This is a genomic window from Streptomyces rubellus (assembly GCF_036323805.1).
In the GTDB taxonomy this organism is placed as follows: Bacteria; Actinomycetota; Actinomycetes; order Streptomycetales; family Streptomycetaceae; genus Streptomyces.
In genome coordinates this window covers 210,325-226,715 of record NZ_JAZDCX010000007.1, presented here as the reverse complement: position 1 = coordinate 226,715, position 16,391 = coordinate 210,325, and the positions used below count along the sequence as shown (strand labels likewise).

Sequence of the window (16,391 nt, the reverse complement as noted above, 5' to 3'; positions counted from 1 at the left end):
GAGGAACGTAACAGCGGCGCAATCTTTTAGAAAGACCTTGCGGCAACTTTCCGCAAACGAGTCTGCAACGACCTCCGCAAGACCTTGCAGTCCTGCCGCCTCCCCCGCGCTCCACCCGTCCCTCCGGCCACGGCCTCGCGGTCTCGGCCGGCTCGGACGCCCCGGACGCCCCGGACGCCTCGCACCTCTTCGCGCGCCACATGGCCGGAGCCCGGCAGCGGGAGCGCACCGCCCTCGCCCCCGGCCCGCTGCCGACCCGTACGACCGCCCGCACCGGGAAGGTGCCGGCCGGCCCGGTCCGCGACGCCTTCCACCGTGCGCCGGCCAAGGCCGTCCCCCGGATGCCCGCCCCCCGGGGGGCGGGGACCGGACAGACCGGGCGGATTCCGGCGAACTCCCGGGTACGGTGGGCAGTGCGGGAGGAGGCCGGTACAGTCCACTCCTGTGACCGCACGACTAGCTGACATCGCAGCCCAGGCGGGGGTCAGCGAAGCGACGGTCAGCCGTGTCCTGAACGGCAAACCGGGCGTTTCCCCGGCCACCCGCGAGTCCGTCCTCGCCGCCCTCGACCTGCTGGGGTACGAGCGGCCGCTGCGGCTGCGCCAGCGCAGCGCCGGCCTGGTCGGGCTGATCACGCCGGAGCTGGAGAACCCGATCTTCCCGGCGTTCGCCCAGGTCATCGGACAGGCGCTGACCCGCCAGGGCTACACGCCCGTGCTCGCCACCCAGACCCCCGGCGGCTCGACCGAGGACGAGCTGACCGAGATGCTGGTGGAGCGGGGAGTGGCGGGGATCATCTTCGTCTCCGGACTGCACGCCGACACCACCGCCGACACGCAGCGCTACGAGCAACTGCGCGGCAAGGGCGTGCCGTTCGTGATGATCAACGGTTTCTCGCCGAAGGTGCGGGCCCCCTTCGTCTCGCCGGACGACCGCGCGGCGATGCGGCTGGCCGTCACCCATCTGGTGTCACTCGGCCACGAGCGGATCGGGCTGGCCCTCGGGCCGGCCCGGTTCGTACCCGTCCAGCGCAAGATAGAGGGCTTCACCACCGGCCTCCAGGAACAGCTGGGGCTGTCGCGGGAGCGGGCCGGGGAGTTCGTCCGGCACTCCCTCTACACCCTGGAGGGCGGCCAGGCCGCCGCGACCGCCCTGATCGGCCGGGGCTGCACGGCCGTCGTGTGCGCCAGCGACATGATGGCCCTGGGTGCGATCCGGGCCGCCCGGGAGCTCGGCCTGTCGGTGCCCGGGGACGTCTCGGTGATCGGTTTCGACGACTCCCCGCTGATCGCCTTCACCGACCCGCCCCTGACCACCATCCGGCAGCCGGTGACGGCGATGGGGCAGGCGGCCGTCCGGGCCCTGCTGGAGGAGGTCGGCGGGACGCCGGCCCCGCACAGCGAGTTCGTCTTCCTGCCGGAACTGGTGGTGCGCGGCTCCACCGCCTCGGCCCCTCAGGGCCGTGCCTCCGTCTCACGGAGGAGTCCGGCCGAGCGGGACCAGACCGGCGGATGATCGGCCGGGGTCCGGATTCCTGGCAGACTGTCGCCCCATGGGGGTGCCGAGGGTGAGGACGAGAGAAGAAGACCGGCCGACCGCCGTCGCCCCGGCGGCCGGACACGGGCCGGGGGCCGTACGCGAGGACGTCCCGGTGCCGCGCCGCGACGCGGTCCGGCGGCTCCGCACCCCCCGCCGTCCCCGTATCCGGTTCGAGATCCTGCTGATCGCGATCAGCTACTGGACCTACTCCATGATCCGCAACGCCGTGCCGGAGCAGAAGGCGCAGGCCCTGCGGAACGCCGACTGGATCTGGGAGCTCGAGCACACCCTGGGGATCGCCGTCGAGCAGTCCCTCAACCAGGCGGCGAACGGCGTCACCTGGCTCATCGTGTCGATGAACTACTACTACGCGACGCTGCACTTCGTCGTGACCATCGGTGTGCTGGTGTGGCTCTACCGCAGACACCCGGGCCGTTACTCCGCCGCCCGCACGGTGCTGTTCGCCACCACGGCCGTCGCCCTGCTCGGCTACTACCTCTATCCCCTGGCGCCGCCGCGGCTGATGGAGACCGTGCGCTTCGTCGACACCGTGCAGGTCCACGACACCTGGGGCTCGATGGCCTCGGGCAACATGGCGAACGTCTCCAACCAGTACGCGGCCATGCCGTCCATGCACATCGGCTGGTCGGTGTGGTGCGGCATCATGATCGCCGTGCTGGCCGCGCCGCTGTGGGCGAAGCTCCTCGGCTGGCTCTACCCGGCCGTCACCCTGCTGGTCATCGTCTGCACCGCCAACCACTTCTGGCTGGACGCGGTGGGCGGCGTGCTCTGCCTGGGCATAGGCTTCGCGGTCTCCCGCGCCTGGTACGGCGCCCCGGCCCACCGCCTGCCCCGGCTGGTGCCCGCCTCCTCCTCCTGAGCGGGGCCCTCCGCACGCGGGCCGGACGGGGCGCCGGCGTACGTGCGCCGTCCCCGTTCGGCCCGCGGAACCGTCCCGGGAACGCCCCCGGGAGCCGCGCTACCGCGGCTGGTCCCCCTCGCCGCCGTAGGTGCGGCGGACGTGGTCCGAGGCCTTGTCCGTCTGGCTGTCGTACCGGTTCCCGGTGCGCTCGTCGACCGTCCGCTCGGTGCGCTCCACGCCCTTGTCCGCCTTGTCGGGGTGCTTCCTGGCCATGCCCTTGGCCTTCTTGGCCATGTCGCCCAGCTTGCCCATGGCGGCCTCCTAGCCGTGCTCGGGTTCTCCTTGCTCCCTACCACCTAACCGAAACAAAACGGGCAAAACATTCGGCGGTCCGGCCGGGTTCCCCTCATGCCGTCCCGGGCCGGCTCAGTCCACGCCGTAGAACAGCCGGTCCACCACGGCCCGGGCCCGGCGCGTGGTGCGGCGGTAGTCCTCCAGCATCTCCCCCACGCGCCCCGGCCCGTACCCCAGATAGCGGCCGACGGCGGCCAGCTCGCGCGCCTCGGAGGGGAAGGTGTCGCCCGGACGGCCGCGCACCAGCATCGCGGCGTTGCGCACCCGGGTGGCCAGCAGCCACGCCTCGTCCAGGACAGCCGCGTCCTCGTCCCCGATCAGCCCGGCCTTCCGGGCGGCCGCCAGGGCGGGCCGGGTGCGCGTGGTGCGCAGCCCGGGCTCGGCCGCGCCGTGGCACAGCTGCATCAGCTGCACCGTCCACTCCACGTCCGACAGACCGCCCCGGCCGAGCTTGGTGTGCGTGGTGCGGTCGGCGCCGCGCGGCAGCCGTTCGGCCTCCATCCGGGCCTTGAGACGGCGGATCTCCCGTATCGCGTCCTCGGCCAGTCCGCCTGCGGGATAGCGCAGCGGGTCGATCAGCTCGATGAAGCGGCGGCCCAGGTCCGCGTCCCCCGCCACCGGCTCGGCGCGCAGCAGCGCGTGCCGCTCCCAGCCCAGCGCCCAGCGGCGGTAGTACGCCGCGTAGGAGGCCAGGGTGCGCACCAGGGGGCCGCTGCGGCCCTCCGGCCGCAGATCGGCGTCGACGACCAGCGGCGGGTCGGTGCTGGGCAGCTGGAGCAGCCGCCGCATCTCGTTGGCGACGGCGTGCGCGGCCTCGCCCGCCTCCCGCTCGTCCACGCCCTCGCGGGGCTCGTGGACGAACAGCACGTCCGCGTCGGAGCCGTAGTTCAGCTCGTGGCCGCCGAAGCGGCCCATGCCGATCACGGCGAAGCGGGTGGGCAGTGTCTCGCCCCACCGGGCGTCCACGGCGGCCCGCAGGGCACCGGCGACGGTCGCGGCGTTGAGGTCGGACAGCGCCTGGCCCACCCGGTCCACGGCGGCGGCGATCTCCCCGGGCTCCCCGCCGTCCTCCGCCTTGTAGGCCCCGATGAGGTCGGCGGCCGCCGTACGGAACAACTCGCGGCGCCGTACCCCGCGGGCCGCCGCGACGGCCTGCTCGGGACCGCCGGCCCGGCCGACGGCCGCCAGCACCTCCTGGGTCAGCGCCGTCCGGCCGCGCGGCCGCAGCCCCTCCGGGTCGCCCAGCAGCGCGACGGCCTCGGGGGCGCGCAGCAGCAGGTCGGGGGCGAGCCGTCCGGCGGACAGCACCCGCGCCAGGTTCTCCGCGGCGGCCCCCTCGTCCCGCAGCAGCCGCAGGTACCAGGGCGTCTGGCCGAGCGCGTCGGAGACCTTGCGGAAGCCCAGCAGCCCGGCGTCGGGGTCGGCGGAGTCGGCGAACCAGCCCAGCAGCACCGGCAGCAGGGTGCGCTGGATGGCGGCCTTGCGGCTCACCCCGGAGGTCAGCGCCTCCAGATGGCGCAGGGCGGCGGCCGGGTCGGCGTAGCCGAGGGCCTCCAGCCGCTGCCGGGCGGCCGCGGCCGACAGCCGGATCTCGCCGGGCGCGAGCTGGGCGACGGCGTCCAGCAGCGGCCGGTAGAAGATCTTCTCGTGCAGCCGCCGCACCACCGCGGCGTGCCGCTTCCACAGCCGGGTCAGCTCGGCGACGGGCTCCTGCCGCAGGCCCAGGGAGCGCCCCAGCCGCCGCAGCTCGTCCTCCTCCCGCGGCATCAGATGGGTGCGGCGCAGCTTCCGCAGCTGGATGCGGTGCTCCAGGGTGCGCAGGAAGCGGTACGCCTCGCCGAGGGCGGCGGCGTCCCGGCGGCCGACGTAGCCGCCCGCCGCGAGGTCGTCCAGCGCGGTCAGGGTGGTGGGGCTGCGCAGCGAGGCGTCGCTGCGCCCGTGGACGAGCTGGAGGAGCTGGACGGCGAACTCCACGTCCCGCAGCCCGCCGGGGCCGAGCTTGAGCTCCCGGTCGAGCTGTGCGGCGGGGATCCCGGCCACCACCCGGCGGCGCATCTGCTGGACGTCGGTGACGAAGTTCTCCCGCTCGGCGGCCTGCCACACCAGGGGCGCGACGGCCGCGCAGTACTCCCGGCCCAGCGCCTCGTCCCCGGCCACCGGACGGGCCTTGAGCAGCGCCTGGAACTCCCAGGTCTTGGCCCAGCGCTGGTAGTACGCCAGATGGCTGGACAGGGTGCGCACCAGCGGGCCGTTGCGCCCCTCGGGCCGCAGATTGGCGTCCACCGGCCAGATGGTGCCCTCGGCGGTGGTGTCGGAGCACAGCCGCATCATCCGGGAGGCCAGCCGGGTCGCGGCCCGCAGCCCCGCGCTCTCCGCGGCGCTGCCGTCCCCGCCCTCCGCGCCGCCGGCCGGCTCGGCGACGAAGACGACGTCCACGTCCGAGACGTAGTTCAGCTCGTGGCCGCCGCACTTGCCCATCCCGATCACGGCCAGCCGGCACAGCGCCGCGTCCTCGGGCGCCTCGCGTCCGGCGATCGCCAGCGCGGCGCGCAGGGTGGCGGTGGCCAGGTCGGCGAGCTCGGCCGCGGTCTCGTCCAGGGCGGTGGTGCCGCAGATGTCGCGGGCCGCGATGGTGAGCAGGGCCCGGCGGTAGGCGACGCGCAGTTCCTCGGGGCCGGTCGCGGGCGCGAGCGCGGCCTCGAACTCCTCGACGCCCGGATGCAGGTCGGACGCCTCGTACTCCTGGAGCGCCCGCCAGTCGTCCGGGTGCCGCGCCAGATGGTCGCCGAGCGCTTCGGAGGCGCCGAGCACCCCCAGCAGCCGGTCCCGCAGCGGCTTGGCCGCCAGCACGGTGCCCAGCAGCTCCTGCCGTCCGGCCCCGTCCGGCTGCGCCTCCACCAGCCGCACCAGGGACAGCAGCGCCAGATCGGGGTCGGCCGTGGCGCCCAGCGCCTCCAGCAGCACCGGGTCGTCGCGCACCCGGTCGAAGACGGGGGCGTCCAGGAGCCGGCCGGCCGCCGCCGGATCGGTGAATCCCTGCCGTACGAACCGCCCGAACCGGCTGTCCCGCCGACCGCCCTGCGCCACCGCCTGCCGCCCTCCTCGCCCGTAGAGCCCCGGACCCGCAGGGTACCCGCCCGGCCGGCCCGTTCCCGGCTCCGCCCGACCCGGTCGATGCGACGCCGTGCCCGCGCGGGATCCCCGGCCTGTCCCGGACCCCGTTACTCGGCGCCGGACGGCCCGGGGACGGCCCGGGGACAACCGGAGTCCTCGCCGAACCGCGGCTACAGCACCGGCAGGCTCTTGCGGAGCTCGAAGGCGGTGACCTCGGAGCGGTACTCCTCCCACTCCTGCTTCTTGTTGCGCAGGAAGAAGTCGAAGACGTGCTCGCCGAGGGTCTCGGCGACCAGTTCGCTGCGCTCCATCAAGGAGATCGCCTCGCCCAGGTTCTGCGGGAGCGGCTCGATGCCCAGCGCGCGGCGCTCGGAGTCCGACAGCGCCCACACGTCGTCCTCGGCGCCGGCGGGCAGTTCGTACCCCTCCTCGACCCCCTTCAGCCCGGCGGCGAGCAGCACCGCGTACGCCAGGTACGGGTTGGCGCCCGAGTCCAGTGAGCGCACCTCCACCCGGGTGGAGCCGGTCTTGCCCGGCTTGTACATCGGCACGCGGATCAGCGCCGAGCGGTTGTTGTGCCCCCAGCAGATGTACGAGGGCGCCTCGCCGCCCGCGCCCGCGGTGCGCTGGGCGCCGCCCCAGATGCGCTTGTAGGAGTTGACCCACTGGTTGGTGACGGCGGAGACCTCGCCGGCGTGCTTGAGCAGTCCCGCGATGAAGGAGCGGCCGACCTTGGAGAGCCGGTACTCGGCACCGGACTCGTGGAAGGCGTTGCGGTCGCCCTCGAACAGCGACAGATGGGTGTGCATGCCGGAGCCCGGGTACTCCGAGAACGGCTTGGGCATGAAGGTCGCCTGCACCCCCTGCTCCAGCGCCACCTGCTTCATGACCAGACGGAACGTCATGATGTTGTCGGCCGTCGACAGGGCGTCGGCGTACCGCAGGTCGATCTCCTGCTGGCCCGGGGCGCCCTCGTGGTGGGAGAACTCCACCGAGATCCCCATCGACTCCAGCATGGTGATCGCCTGGCGGCGGAAGTCCTGGCCGACGTGCTGCGGGGTGTGGTCGAAGTAGCCGGAGGAGTCGGCCGGGGTGGGCCGGGTGCCGTCCACCGGACGGTCCTTGAGCAGGAAGAACTCGATCTCGGGGTGGGTGTAGAAGGTGAACCCCAGGTCGGAGGTCTTGTTCAGGGCGCGCTTGAGGACGTAGCGCGGGTCGGCGTACGAGGGGGAGCCGTCGGGCATCAGGATGTCGCAGAACATCCGCGCGGTGCCCGGGGCCTCGGCCCGCCAGGGGAGGATCTGGAACGTGCTGGGATCGGGCTTGGCGATCATGTCGGACTCGTAGACCCGGGCGAAGCCCTCGATCGCGGACCCGTCGAAGCCCATGCCCTCGTCGAAGGCCTGCTCGAGCTCGGCGGGAGCGACGGCCACGGACTTCAGAAAACCCAGCACGTCGGTGAACCACAGCCGGACGAACCGGATGTCGCGCTCCTCGAGCGTCCTGAGCACGAATTCCTGCTGCTTGTCCATGGTCACCCAATCCTTGGCTGGTCAGACGGCCCTTCCCCGCACCGCTCGGGGACAAGGGTGGCTGGCACACCAGTATCGCGGTGAGGGGTTACCGCCACATTACGCCGCCCCGGTCCGCCGCCGCCCCACCGGCACCGGTCTGCGTGGACCGGCCCAGATAGGTGCCCCGGCCCGCGTCGGACACCGGGATCTCGTAGAAGCCGAGGCGGTCGTAGAACCGGCGGGCCCCGGTGTTCGCCGTCAGCATCCCCAGGTGGACGCGCGGCACCCCCGCCTCGTGCAGCGCGGCGAACAGCCTGTGCATCAGCGCCCTGCCGTGCCCGGCCCCCTGGTGCTCCGGGAGGATGTCGATGTGGAGGTGCGCCGGATGACCGGCGAGCTCCGGCAGCACCATCCGCTCCGGGGTGTGGAGCAGTTCGACCATGTGCTCGTCCGGAGTCTCGGGCCGCTCCGCCCGGGGATACCGGTCGGCGACCAGCGGCAGCCACTCGCGGCGGAACGCCTCGGCGAAGGCCGCGGTGTCGGCGGCGCCGAGCACGTATCCCACCACCCGCTCACCGTCGTCCAGGACGAAGGCCAGCCCCGGCTCCAGGTGCAGATACGGCCCGGCGAAGATGTCCGGCATCAGATCGTCGTCCCGGTAGAGGCCCCGCGCGTCGCCGCCCGCGTCCGCGGTGCGTACGCACACGTCGTACACCGCCGCCCGGTCGGCGGGCCGGTAGGGCCGGATGTACGGCTTGACCGGTGCTTCCTGGTGACTCATGGGCATCCTCGGGCTGTCCATCACTGTGAGAGCGCTCTCAATCCGACGGCCGGACCCCTGCGGAACAATCGTTTTTCCGGGACCGGATCACCCCAGCCCGAGAATCCGGTCGGCCTCCAGCGTCACCGTGCACCCGGTACTCCCCGTACAGGTTCGGCGCGTCGTCGCAGGGATGCTCGACTGCTGCGGCGGACATGGCGTTCCTCCTGACGGCCGGTTGTCGGGAGCATCATCGTAGAGCGGCACCACCCGTCCCGCCCTGAACCGAGGACGTTCGCCCGAACGAATGCACCGAGCGGCACACACGTTCCCCACACCGGCCCGGGGAGCCCGACGGACGCCCCCGCCTCCTCGCCTGAACCCTTATTGCGTCAATACGACGATTAGGCTGACCGCGTGCCTAGACTGACCACGTGCCTCAGCTACGACTCGCCCTGAACCAGATCGACTCCACCGTCGGCGACCTCGCCGGGAACGCCGACGCGGTCGTCCGCTGGACGCGGCGCTCCGCCGAACGGGGAGCGCACCTCGCGGCGTTCCCCGAGATGGTGCTGACCGGCTACCCCGTCGAGGACCTGGCCCTGCGCCCGTCCTTCGTCCAGGCCAGCCGGTCCGCCCTCACCGCCCTCGCCGCCCGGCTGGCCGACGAGGGCCTCGGGGAGCTCCCGGTCGTCGTCGGCTACCTCGACCGGGCCGAGAAGGCCCAGCCGCGCTACGGCCAGCCCGCGGGCGCCCCGCAGAACGCCGCGGCCGTCCTCCACCGGGGCGAGGTCGTCCTCACCTACGCCAAGCACCACCTCCCCAACTACGGGGTCTTCGACGAGTTCCGCTACTTCGTCCCCGGCGAGACCCTGCCCGTGATCCGGGTCCGCGGCGTCGACGTGGCCCTGGCGATCTGCGAGGACCTGTGGCAGGACGGCGGCCGGGTCCCCGCCGCCCGCGCCGCCGGCGCCGGGCTGCTGCTCTCCGTCAACGCCTCCCCCTACGAGCGCGACAAGGACGACACCCGCCTCGACCTGGTGCGCCGCCGCGCCCGCGAGGCAGGCTGCACCACCGCCTACCTGGCGATGAGCGGCGCCCAGGACGACCTGGTCTTCGACGGCGACTCGATCGTCGTGGACGCCGCCGGTGAAGTCCTGGCCAGGGCGCCGCAGTTCGAGGAGTGCTGCCTCGTCCTCGACCTCGACCTGCCCGCCGCCGCCGAGGTCCCGTCCGGCACCGTCGCGGACGGCCTGCGCATCGACCACCGGACCCTGACCGCCGACCCGCTCCCCGCCTACGAGCCCGAGTTCACCGGCACCGAGGCCCCGCGCATGGACGACGACGAGGAGATCTACACCGCCCTCGTCACGGGCCTGCGCGCCTACACCCTCAAGAACGGCTTCCGCTCGGTCCTCATCGGCCTCTCCGGCGGCATCGACTCCTCCCTGGTGGCGGCCATCGCCTGCGACGCGCTGGGCCCGGAGAACGTGTACGGGATCTCGATGCCCTCCCGCTACTCCTCGGAGCACTCCAGGGACGACGCGGCCGAGATGGCCCGGCGCACCGGCCTGAACTACCGCACGGTGCCGATCGGCCCGATGTTCGACGCCTACATGGACTCCCTCCACCTCACCGGCCTCGCCGAGGAGAACCTCCAGGCCCGGCTGCGCGGCACGCTGCTGATGGGGCTGTCCAACCAGGAGGGCCACATCGTGCTCGCCCCGGGCAACAAGTCCGAGCTGGCGTGCGGCTACTCGACCCTCTACGGCGACTCGGTCGGCGCCTACGGCCCGATCAAGGACGTCTACAAGACGACCGTCTTCCGCCTCGCCCGGTGGCGCAACAGGGCCGCCGCCGAACGCGGCGAGACCCCGCCGATCCCGGAGAACTCCATCAGCAAGCCGCCCAGCGCCGAACTGCGTCCGGGCCAGGTGGACGCCGACTCCCTCCCGGACTACGACGTCCTGGACCCGATCCTGGAGCTGTACGTGGACCGGGACCGGGGGCGCGAGGAGATCATCGCCGAGGGCTTCGACCCGGAGACCGTCACCCGCGTCCTGCGCATGACGGACACCGCCGAGTACAAGCGGCGGCAGTACCCGCCGGGCACGAAGATCTCGGGCAAGGGCTTCGGCAAGGACCGCCGTCTGCCGATCACCAACCGCTGGCGCGAATCCGGGTAGCGCCGGCAGGCCGGCGACGGGCACGGGGTGCGGGCCCGGGGTGCGGGTGGGGTGCGTGCCGGGGTCGGGGCCGGTCCGGGGCGGCCGTTCCGGACGGCATGATTTACGGCCGTTGCCGCCCCACGTTCTGTCACTCTCTCATTGGCCGCAAATCACGCTTGAGTGTCCGGAACGGCCGCCCCTCCCCGTCCCCTCCCCGCCGTCGCCGGGTGCACCCCGTCGCGCCTGCGGCCCTCCACGCCCACCGGCTCGTACACGTCGGGTGACGCCCCTGGCCGCGGCGGGACTACCGGCCACTCGCCCCTGCACGTGAGGGCGACCAGGACGTGCCGCTGCCGCGAGGCGGGCTACCGACCGTTCGCCCGTACACACAGGGGCGACGGGGACGTGCCGCTGCCGTGGGGCGGGGCGCCGGTCGTTCGGCCGGATCCGCGAGGGCGGCCGGGGCGCTGCTCGTCCCTGGTGTGCGGTGGTGTCCCTTGGCAGGCCGGGGCGACCCGCGGGCACGTCCGACGGCCCGGTCCGTACCGACCCCCGATCCGGCTCCGGGCAACCGTCCCGGGAGTGGGCCCGGTCCGGGGGTGTACGGGATGCGGCCGGGTGATCACCCCGGGAGCGGACCTGGCCTGGAGCGCAGGGGAATCGGACCCGCAGTCGGGCGGCGGCGGGAGGGGACGGGGAGGGGCGGCCGTTCCGGACACTCAAGCGTGATTTGCGGCCAATGCATGGGCAAGGAAACGTGGCACGATCACGGCCGTAAATCATGCCGTCCGGAATGGTCGCCCCGGACCGGCCCCGACCCCGGCACGCACCCCACCCGCACCCGGGCGCAGCCCGGGCACACACCCCGTGCCCGGGACAGGGCTGGAACACCGGCCCCGGGGTCAGCGGACTCCGGCACCGTCCGCAGCGCCGGCCCGCACACCGGCACCGGACTCGCCGCCGCGGGCGACCACCCGCGACCGCCGCGCCGAAGCCGAACCCCGCACCGACGCCCCGCGGCCGTCGAGCACCCCCGCCAGCACCGCGATCCCCAGTCCGACCACCGCCAGCGCCGCACCCACCAGGGCCGGCGAGGTCCACCCCCAGCCCGCCGCGATGGCCGTACCACCGGCCCAGGCGCCACCGGCGTTGGCCAAGTTGAAGGCGGAGTGGTTGGAGGCCGCGGCGAGCGTGGGCGCGTGCCGCGCCTTCTCCATCACGAGCATCTGCAGCGGCGTGGTGGTCATGAACCCCACCGCGCCGATCACCACCACGGTCACCAGCGCCGCCCACGGCACGTGCACCGTGAACCGGAAGGCCACCAGCACCAGGGCCAGCGCCCCCAGCGCCCCGTACAGCGTGGGCCGCAGCGCCCGGTCGGTCAGCGGACCGGCCGCCAGCGCGCCCAGCGTCATACCGACGCCGAACAGCGCCAGCACCACCGTCACCGACGACTCGGCGAGCCCCGTGACCTCGGTGACCATCGACGCGAGATAGCTGTAGAGGGCGAAGACGCCCGCGAACCCGAAGACGGCGGTCAGCAGTCCGAGCAGCACCTGACGGTCGCCCAGCGCCCGCAGCTCCCGCCGCAGTTCACCACCGACCCCGGCACCCGCACCGCCGTCCCGCCGTTCCAGCGGCAGATGCGGCACCAGCACCGCCAGCGCCCCCATCGCCACCAGCCCGATCACCGTGACGACCAGGAACGTGGCGCGCCAGCCCAGCTGCTGCCCCAGCGCCGTGCCGAGCGGGACGCCGACGATGTTGGCGACGGTCAGCCCCAGGAACATCGTGGCCACCGCCCGCGCCGCCCGCCCCTCGCGGGCCAGCCGGGCGGCCACCACCGCGCCGACGCCGAAGAACGCGCCGTGCGGCAGCCCGGCCAGCACCCTTCCGGCCAGCAGGGTGCCGTATCCGGGGGCGAGGGCGGTGGCGAGGTTGCCGACGGTGAACAGGCCCATCAGCGCGATCAGCATCCGCCTGCGCGGGACGCGGACGCCGACGGCGGCCAGGAGCGGGGCGCCGATGACGACACCGATGGCATAGGCGGAGACGAGGTGGCCGGCGGCGGGTACGGAGACACCCAGGTCGTCCGCGACGTTGGGCAGCAAGCCCATCATGACGAACTCGGTGGTGCCGATCCCGAAGGCCGCGACCGAGAGGGCCAGCAGGGCCAGGGGCATGGGAGGGCCTTTCGACGCGAGGGTGGGCGCGGGAAGCTGAGAACGGAGTAGGTGTGCTCCGAACACGAACAAGCCTGTCAGGCTTTTTGTTCCGCCGCAAAACAAAAAGGTGACAGGCGTGCTACGGACAGCGGACTCCCGTTAACCCGGGCGTCCGCGAACGTCCTCCCCGGCCCGCGCCGGCCCCGGTCGGGCCGGCCCTACCGCTCCGATTCCCAGCGCACCGACGCCGCCAGCGGCAGATGGTCGCTGGTGGTCGGCGGCAGCGTCCACGAGGAGACCGGCTCCACTCCCCGCACCATGATCTGGTCGATCCTGGCCAGCGGGAACGAGGCGGGCCAGCTGAACCCGAAGCCGTCGCCCGCCGCGCCCTGTGTGGAGCGCATCTGGGAGGTGACGGACGCCAGCGCCCGGTCGTTCATCGTCCCGTTGAGGTCGCCGAGCAGCACCACCCGCTCGATCCGCTCCCCCGCGATGGCCTCGCCCAGCAGATCGGCGGCCATGTCGCGCTGGCGGGCGGTGAACCCGGCCTCGAACTTCACCCGCACCGACGGCAGGTGCGCCCCGTAGAAGGCGATGTCGCCCCGCGGCGTGGTCACGGTCGCGCGCATCGCCCTGGTCCAGCCGACCCCGATGTCCACCGGCCGGGCCTCGCCGATCGGGTACTTGCTCCACAGCCCGACCGTGCCCTGCACGGTGTGGTGGGGGTACGCCTCCCCCAGCACCGTCTCGTACCGCACCAGCATCCGCTTCGGCAGCTCCTGCAGCGCCACCACGTCGGCGCCGCTCTCCGCGAGCAGCCGGGCCGTGCCCGCCGGGTCGGGGTTCTGGGCGTTGACGTTGTGGGTGACGACCGTCAGGTCGCCGCCCGTGCCCCGCCGGTCGATCAGCAGGTCGCCGAACATACCCGTCCAGACCAGCACGGGCACCAGCAGCGCGACGAGCGCGGTGGCCGAACGGCGCAGCAGGGCCAGCAGGAGGAGCACCGGGAAGGCCAGCCCCACCCACGGCAGGAACGTCTCCAGCAGGCTGCCCAGACTGCCGATCCGGTTGGGTACCTGGGAGTGCAGGAGCATCAGCGCCGCGACCAGCACCGAGAGCAGGGCGAGCATCCAGCCGCGCCGCCACCTGCCCTCGCCGCCCAGCCGGACGGCCCCGCGCAGGAACCGGCGTACGGTGGCGGCCGGGCCGGCACCGGGCTGCCGGCCCACTCCGTCCTGCTCCGTCCGGGACTCCGCCTCCGTCGTCGTGTGCGCCCGTGCCATCGCCGTCCCTCACTTGCCGCTTGCCACTTGCCGTTGCCGCGGACCGCCCCCCGGTCCGGAACGGGGGCGGCCGGCCCTGTCCGCGCCGCGCGCATGCCCGGCCCGCTCCGGGGAGGGCCCCGGCGACCCGCACGCGGACACGTCCCCAGGACGACCGCGGCCGGGCGGCAGGTTCCTGATCCTCCGGCAGCGTCCCGCCACTGTAACGAAACGCGCACATTCCGGCAGCGCCGGCAACCGCCGGGAACGGGCACCGGCGCGCCGCCGGCATGCGGCGGTCCCGCCTCACCCCCGCGGCCGGGCACCCTCCAGGATCCCGTCCACGATCCGCTCCGCCAGCCCTTCGGGCAGTTCGTCCTTCCCGCCGCGCTTCCCGCCCGGCCCGGTGCGCAGCATCGCCCGGGCCAGCATCGGCCCGAGGAAGAGGTCACCGAGCAGCTCCACCTCCAGGTCGGAGCGGATCTCACCGCGCTCCATGCCGCGCCGCAGCACCGCGTACAGTTGCTCGTGCCGGGCACGGACCACGGTGTCGTGATACGCCTGCCACAACCGCGGATGACTGTGGAAGTGGCCCATCATGGTGCGCAGCAGCGCGGAGTCCCGTTTGGCCAGGCCCCGCCGCCGCAGCCGCTCCAGGACCTCCACCAGGTCGTCCCGGACGGATTTCCCCGGCAGCTCGGTCAGGGGTTCGTCCAGGGCGCGCATGACGTCGAGCAGCAGGGCGTCCTTGCCGGGCCAGCGGCGGTAGACGGTCGCCTTGCCGACGCCCGCCTCGCGGGCGATGCCCTCCATGGAGAGCGCGTCGACGCCGCTGCCCCGCTCCAGCAGGCGCAGTACGGCGTCGACGATCGCCCGGTCGACGGCCGCGCTGCGCGGCCGGCCGCGTCCCGGGCCGACGACGGTACCGAGCCCGGCTTCCGTCCCGGTCATCGTCCCGTCTCCCTCACTCCCGGCTCCCGGCCGCCGTCCTCCTCGTCACCCGGGCCCGCGCCACCGGTACGCGCGCTCACCCCACCGGGGCTCGGCGCGCCCGCGCCGGCCGCTCCGGCCCCGGCCCGCGCCTGCCGCTCCTCCGGCTGCCGGCCGGGCAGGAAGAGCACGGCGACGACCACGCCGAGCAGGACGACGGCGGCCCCGGTGACGGCCGTGACGTGCATGGCGTGGACGAACGCCTCGTCCGCCCGTGCGGCCAGGGCGCGCCCCGCCGGGCCCAGCCCGTCCGCCAGCGCCAGGGTGCTCTCGATGGACTCGCCCGCCGCGTGGCGCGCGTCCCGCGACAGGCCGGGCACGGCGGCCAGCTCGCCGTCGATCCGCCCGCGGTAGGAGGCGGAGAGCAGCGAGCCGAGCACCGCGACGCCCAGCGCGCCGCCGACCTGCCGGAAGATGTTGTTGACGGCCGAGCCTGAGCCCGCCTTCTGCCGCGGCAGCGCCTGCATGACCGTGACGGTGACCGGCGGCGCGATGTGCGCCATCCCCGCGCCCTGGAAGAAGAAGACCAGCTCCAGCACCCAGATCGGGGTGTCCCCGTCCAGCAGCAGGAACGCGGTCATGGTGGCGGCGATCGTCAGCAGACCGCCCGCGCAGGTCGCGCGGGCGCCGAAGCGGGCCACGACCAGCCGGGCCCGGGGCGCGAAGAACAGCTGGGCGGCGGCGAGCGGGATCAGCAGCAGTCCGGTCTGGAGCGGGGTGAAGCCGCGCACGCTCTGGAGGTAGAAGACCATGAAGAACGTGACGCCCATCAGCGCGAAGAAGACCAGCGCGAGTGCGGTGACGGCGGCCGAGAACGCGGGGTTGCGGAACCACCGGACGTCCAGGGCCGGGTGGGCGCTGCGCCTCTCGTGGAGCACGAAGCCGGCCAGGACGGCCAGGCCGGCCCCCACCGTCAGCAGCACCTCGGGGTCGGTGAAGTCTGCGAGCCGGCCACCCGTGATGATGCCGTAGACCAGCAGCACCAGGCCGACGACCGACAGCAGTACGCCCAGGGGGTCCATCCGGCCCGGGGCGGGGTCCCTCGACTCGGGGACCAGCAGCGCCATCGCGGCCAGCGCGAGCACCACGATGGGCACGTTGACCATGAACACCGAGCCCCACCAGAAGTGCTCCAGGAGCAGCCCGCCGGTGATGGGTCCGATGGCGATGGCCAGCCCGACGCCCGCGGCCCAGACCCCTATGGCCTTGGGCTGTTCGTCGCGGTCGAAGACGTTCATCAGGATGGCCAGGGTGGCGGGCATCACGAAGGCCGCGCCGAAGCCCATCAGGGCGCGGAAGGCGATCAGCTCGCCGGGCGAGTCGGCCATCCCCGCGAGCGCCGAGGCGGCGCCGAACACGGCCAGGCCGAACATCATCACCTTCCTGCGCCCCCACCGGTCGCCCAGCAGGCCGGAGGTGAACAGCAGTCCGGCGAAGACCAGCGTGTAGGAGTTGATCGCCCACTCCAGCTGGCTCTGGGTGGCGCCGAGGCCGACGGGGGCGGGGGTCGCGATGGTCCTCATCGCGACGTTGAGGATCGAGTTGTCCAGCACCACTATCAGCAGGCTGAGCATCAGCACGGCCAGGATCGCCCAGCGGCGGCGGTGGACGGCTTCGGATACCGGGAGCTGCGCGGTCGCGGGCCTGACTGCGGTCATGCGGG

General features: G+C 73.5%; 11 protein-coding genes. 3 read left to right on the top strand and 8 right to left on the bottom strand.

All coding sequences use genetic code 11. The features are described 5' to 3' along the window. The first annotated feature begins 444 nt into the window (after positions 1 to 444). A complete protein-coding gene (locus tag V1L54_RS10960) occupies positions 445 to 1,515 on the top strand; it encodes a LacI family DNA-binding transcriptional regulator (protein WP_330117735.1) in 1,071 nt (356 codons plus the stop codon). A gap of 37 nt (positions 1,516 to 1,552) precedes the next feature. Continuing rightward, positions 1,553 to 2,419 (top strand): phosphatase PAP2 family protein, encoded by an 867-nt coding sequence (locus V1L54_RS10955; protein ID WP_330117734.1) that lies wholly within the window; start codon positions 1,553 to 1,555, stop codon positions 2,417 to 2,419. Positions 2,420 to 2,518: 99 nt separating this feature from the next. Here the strand turns inward: V1L54_RS10955 and V1L54_RS10950 are convergent, their stop codons facing one another. From V1L54_RS10950 to V1L54_RS10935, 4 genes are all read right to left on the bottom strand, one after another. After that, entirely contained in the window at positions 2,519 to 2,713 is a 195-nt protein-coding gene (locus V1L54_RS10950) for an antitoxin (RefSeq protein WP_330117733.1), read from the bottom strand. Positions 2,714 to 2,827: 114 nt separating this feature from the next. Then, positions 2,828 to 5,842 (bottom strand): bifunctional [glutamine synthetase] adenylyltransferase/[glutamine synthetase]-adenylyl-L-tyrosine phosphorylase, encoded by a 3,015-nt coding sequence (locus V1L54_RS10945; protein ID WP_330117732.1) that lies wholly within the window; start codon positions 5,840 to 5,842, stop codon positions 2,828 to 2,830. A gap of 197 nt (positions 5,843 to 6,039) precedes the next feature. Continuing rightward, on the bottom strand, positions 6,040 to 7,401 hold the full coding sequence (gene glnA2 / locus V1L54_RS10940) for a gamma-glutamylpolyamine synthetase GlnA2 (protein ID WP_330117731.1): 1,362 nt from the start codon (positions 7,399 to 7,401) through the stop codon (positions 6,040 to 6,042). Between the two features lie 88 nt (positions 7,402 to 7,489). After that, positions 7,490 to 8,164, bottom strand: coding sequence for a GNAT family N-acetyltransferase (locus tag V1L54_RS10935; RefSeq protein WP_330117730.1), 675 nt, complete (start codon positions 8,162 to 8,164; stop codon positions 7,490 to 7,492). A 413-nt stretch (positions 8,165 to 8,577) separates the two neighbouring features. Here V1L54_RS10935 and V1L54_RS10930 point away from each other — a divergent pair, with 413 nt between their 5' ends. Continuing rightward, a complete protein-coding gene (locus V1L54_RS10930) occupies positions 8,578 to 10,329 on the top strand; it encodes an NAD+ synthase (protein WP_330117729.1) in 1,752 nt (583 codons plus the stop codon). An 884-nt stretch (positions 10,330 to 11,213) separates the two neighbouring features. On the opposite strand, the gene V1L54_RS10925 is transcribed toward V1L54_RS10930, so the two are convergent. The 4 genes from V1L54_RS10925 to V1L54_RS10910 form a co-directional block, all read right to left on the bottom strand. Further along, positions 11,214 to 12,494, bottom strand: coding sequence for an MFS transporter (locus V1L54_RS10925; protein ID WP_330117728.1), 1,281 nt, complete (start codon positions 12,492 to 12,494; stop codon positions 11,214 to 11,216). Positions 12,495 to 12,694: 200 nt separating this feature from the next. Then, positions 12,695 to 13,606, bottom strand: coding sequence for an endonuclease/exonuclease/phosphatase family protein (locus V1L54_RS10920; protein WP_443076585.1), 912 nt, complete (start codon positions 13,604 to 13,606; stop codon positions 12,695 to 12,697). A gap of 438 nt (positions 13,607 to 14,044) precedes the next feature. Beyond that, positions 14,045 to 14,689 carry a TetR/AcrR family transcriptional regulator gene (locus tag V1L54_RS10915; protein ID WP_330117726.1) on the bottom strand — a complete coding sequence of 215 codons (645 nt, stop codon included), beginning with the start codon at positions 14,687 to 14,689 and terminating at the stop codon, positions 14,045 to 14,047. After that, positions 14,686 to 16,386 (bottom strand): MFS transporter, encoded by a 1,701-nt coding sequence (locus tag V1L54_RS10910; RefSeq protein WP_330117725.1) that lies wholly within the window; start codon positions 16,384 to 16,386, stop codon positions 14,686 to 14,688. Before V1L54_RS10910 ends, V1L54_RS10915 begins: the two co-directional genes overlap by 4 nt. Between the last annotated feature and the right edge of the window lie 5 nt (positions 16,387 to 16,391).

Excerpts from the sequence above, each read along its gene's own strand:
- V1L54_RS10955 (WP_330117734.1), top strand. The coding sequence starts at position 1,553 with ATGGGGGTGCCGAGGGTGAGGACGAGAGAAGAAGACCGGCCGACCGCC.
- V1L54_RS10950 (WP_330117733.1), bottom strand. The coding sequence starts at position 2,713 with ATGGGCAAGCTGGGCGACATGGCCAAGAAGGCCAAGGGCATGGCCAGG.
- glnA2 (WP_330117731.1), bottom strand. The coding sequence starts at position 7,401 with ATGGACAAGCAGCAGGAATTCGTGCTCAGGACGCTCGAGGAGCGCGAC.
- V1L54_RS10935 (WP_330117730.1), bottom strand. The coding sequence starts at position 8,164 with ATGAGTCACCAGGAAGCACCGGTCAAGCCGTACATCCGGCCCTACCGG.
- V1L54_RS10925 (WP_330117728.1), bottom strand. The coding sequence starts at position 12,494 with ATGCCCCTGGCCCTGCTGGCCCTCTCGGTCGCGGCCTTCGGGATCGGC.
- V1L54_RS10920 (WP_443076585.1), bottom strand. The coding sequence starts at position 13,606 with ATGCTCGCCCTGCTCTCGGTGCTGGTCGCGGCGCTGATGCTCCTGCAC.
- V1L54_RS10915 (WP_330117726.1), bottom strand. The coding sequence starts at position 14,689 with ATGACCGGGACGGAAGCCGGGCTCGGTACCGTCGTCGGCCCGGGACGC.
- V1L54_RS10910 (WP_330117725.1), bottom strand. The coding sequence starts at position 16,386 with ATGACCGCAGTCAGGCCCGCGACCGCGCAGCTCCCGGTATCCGAAGCC.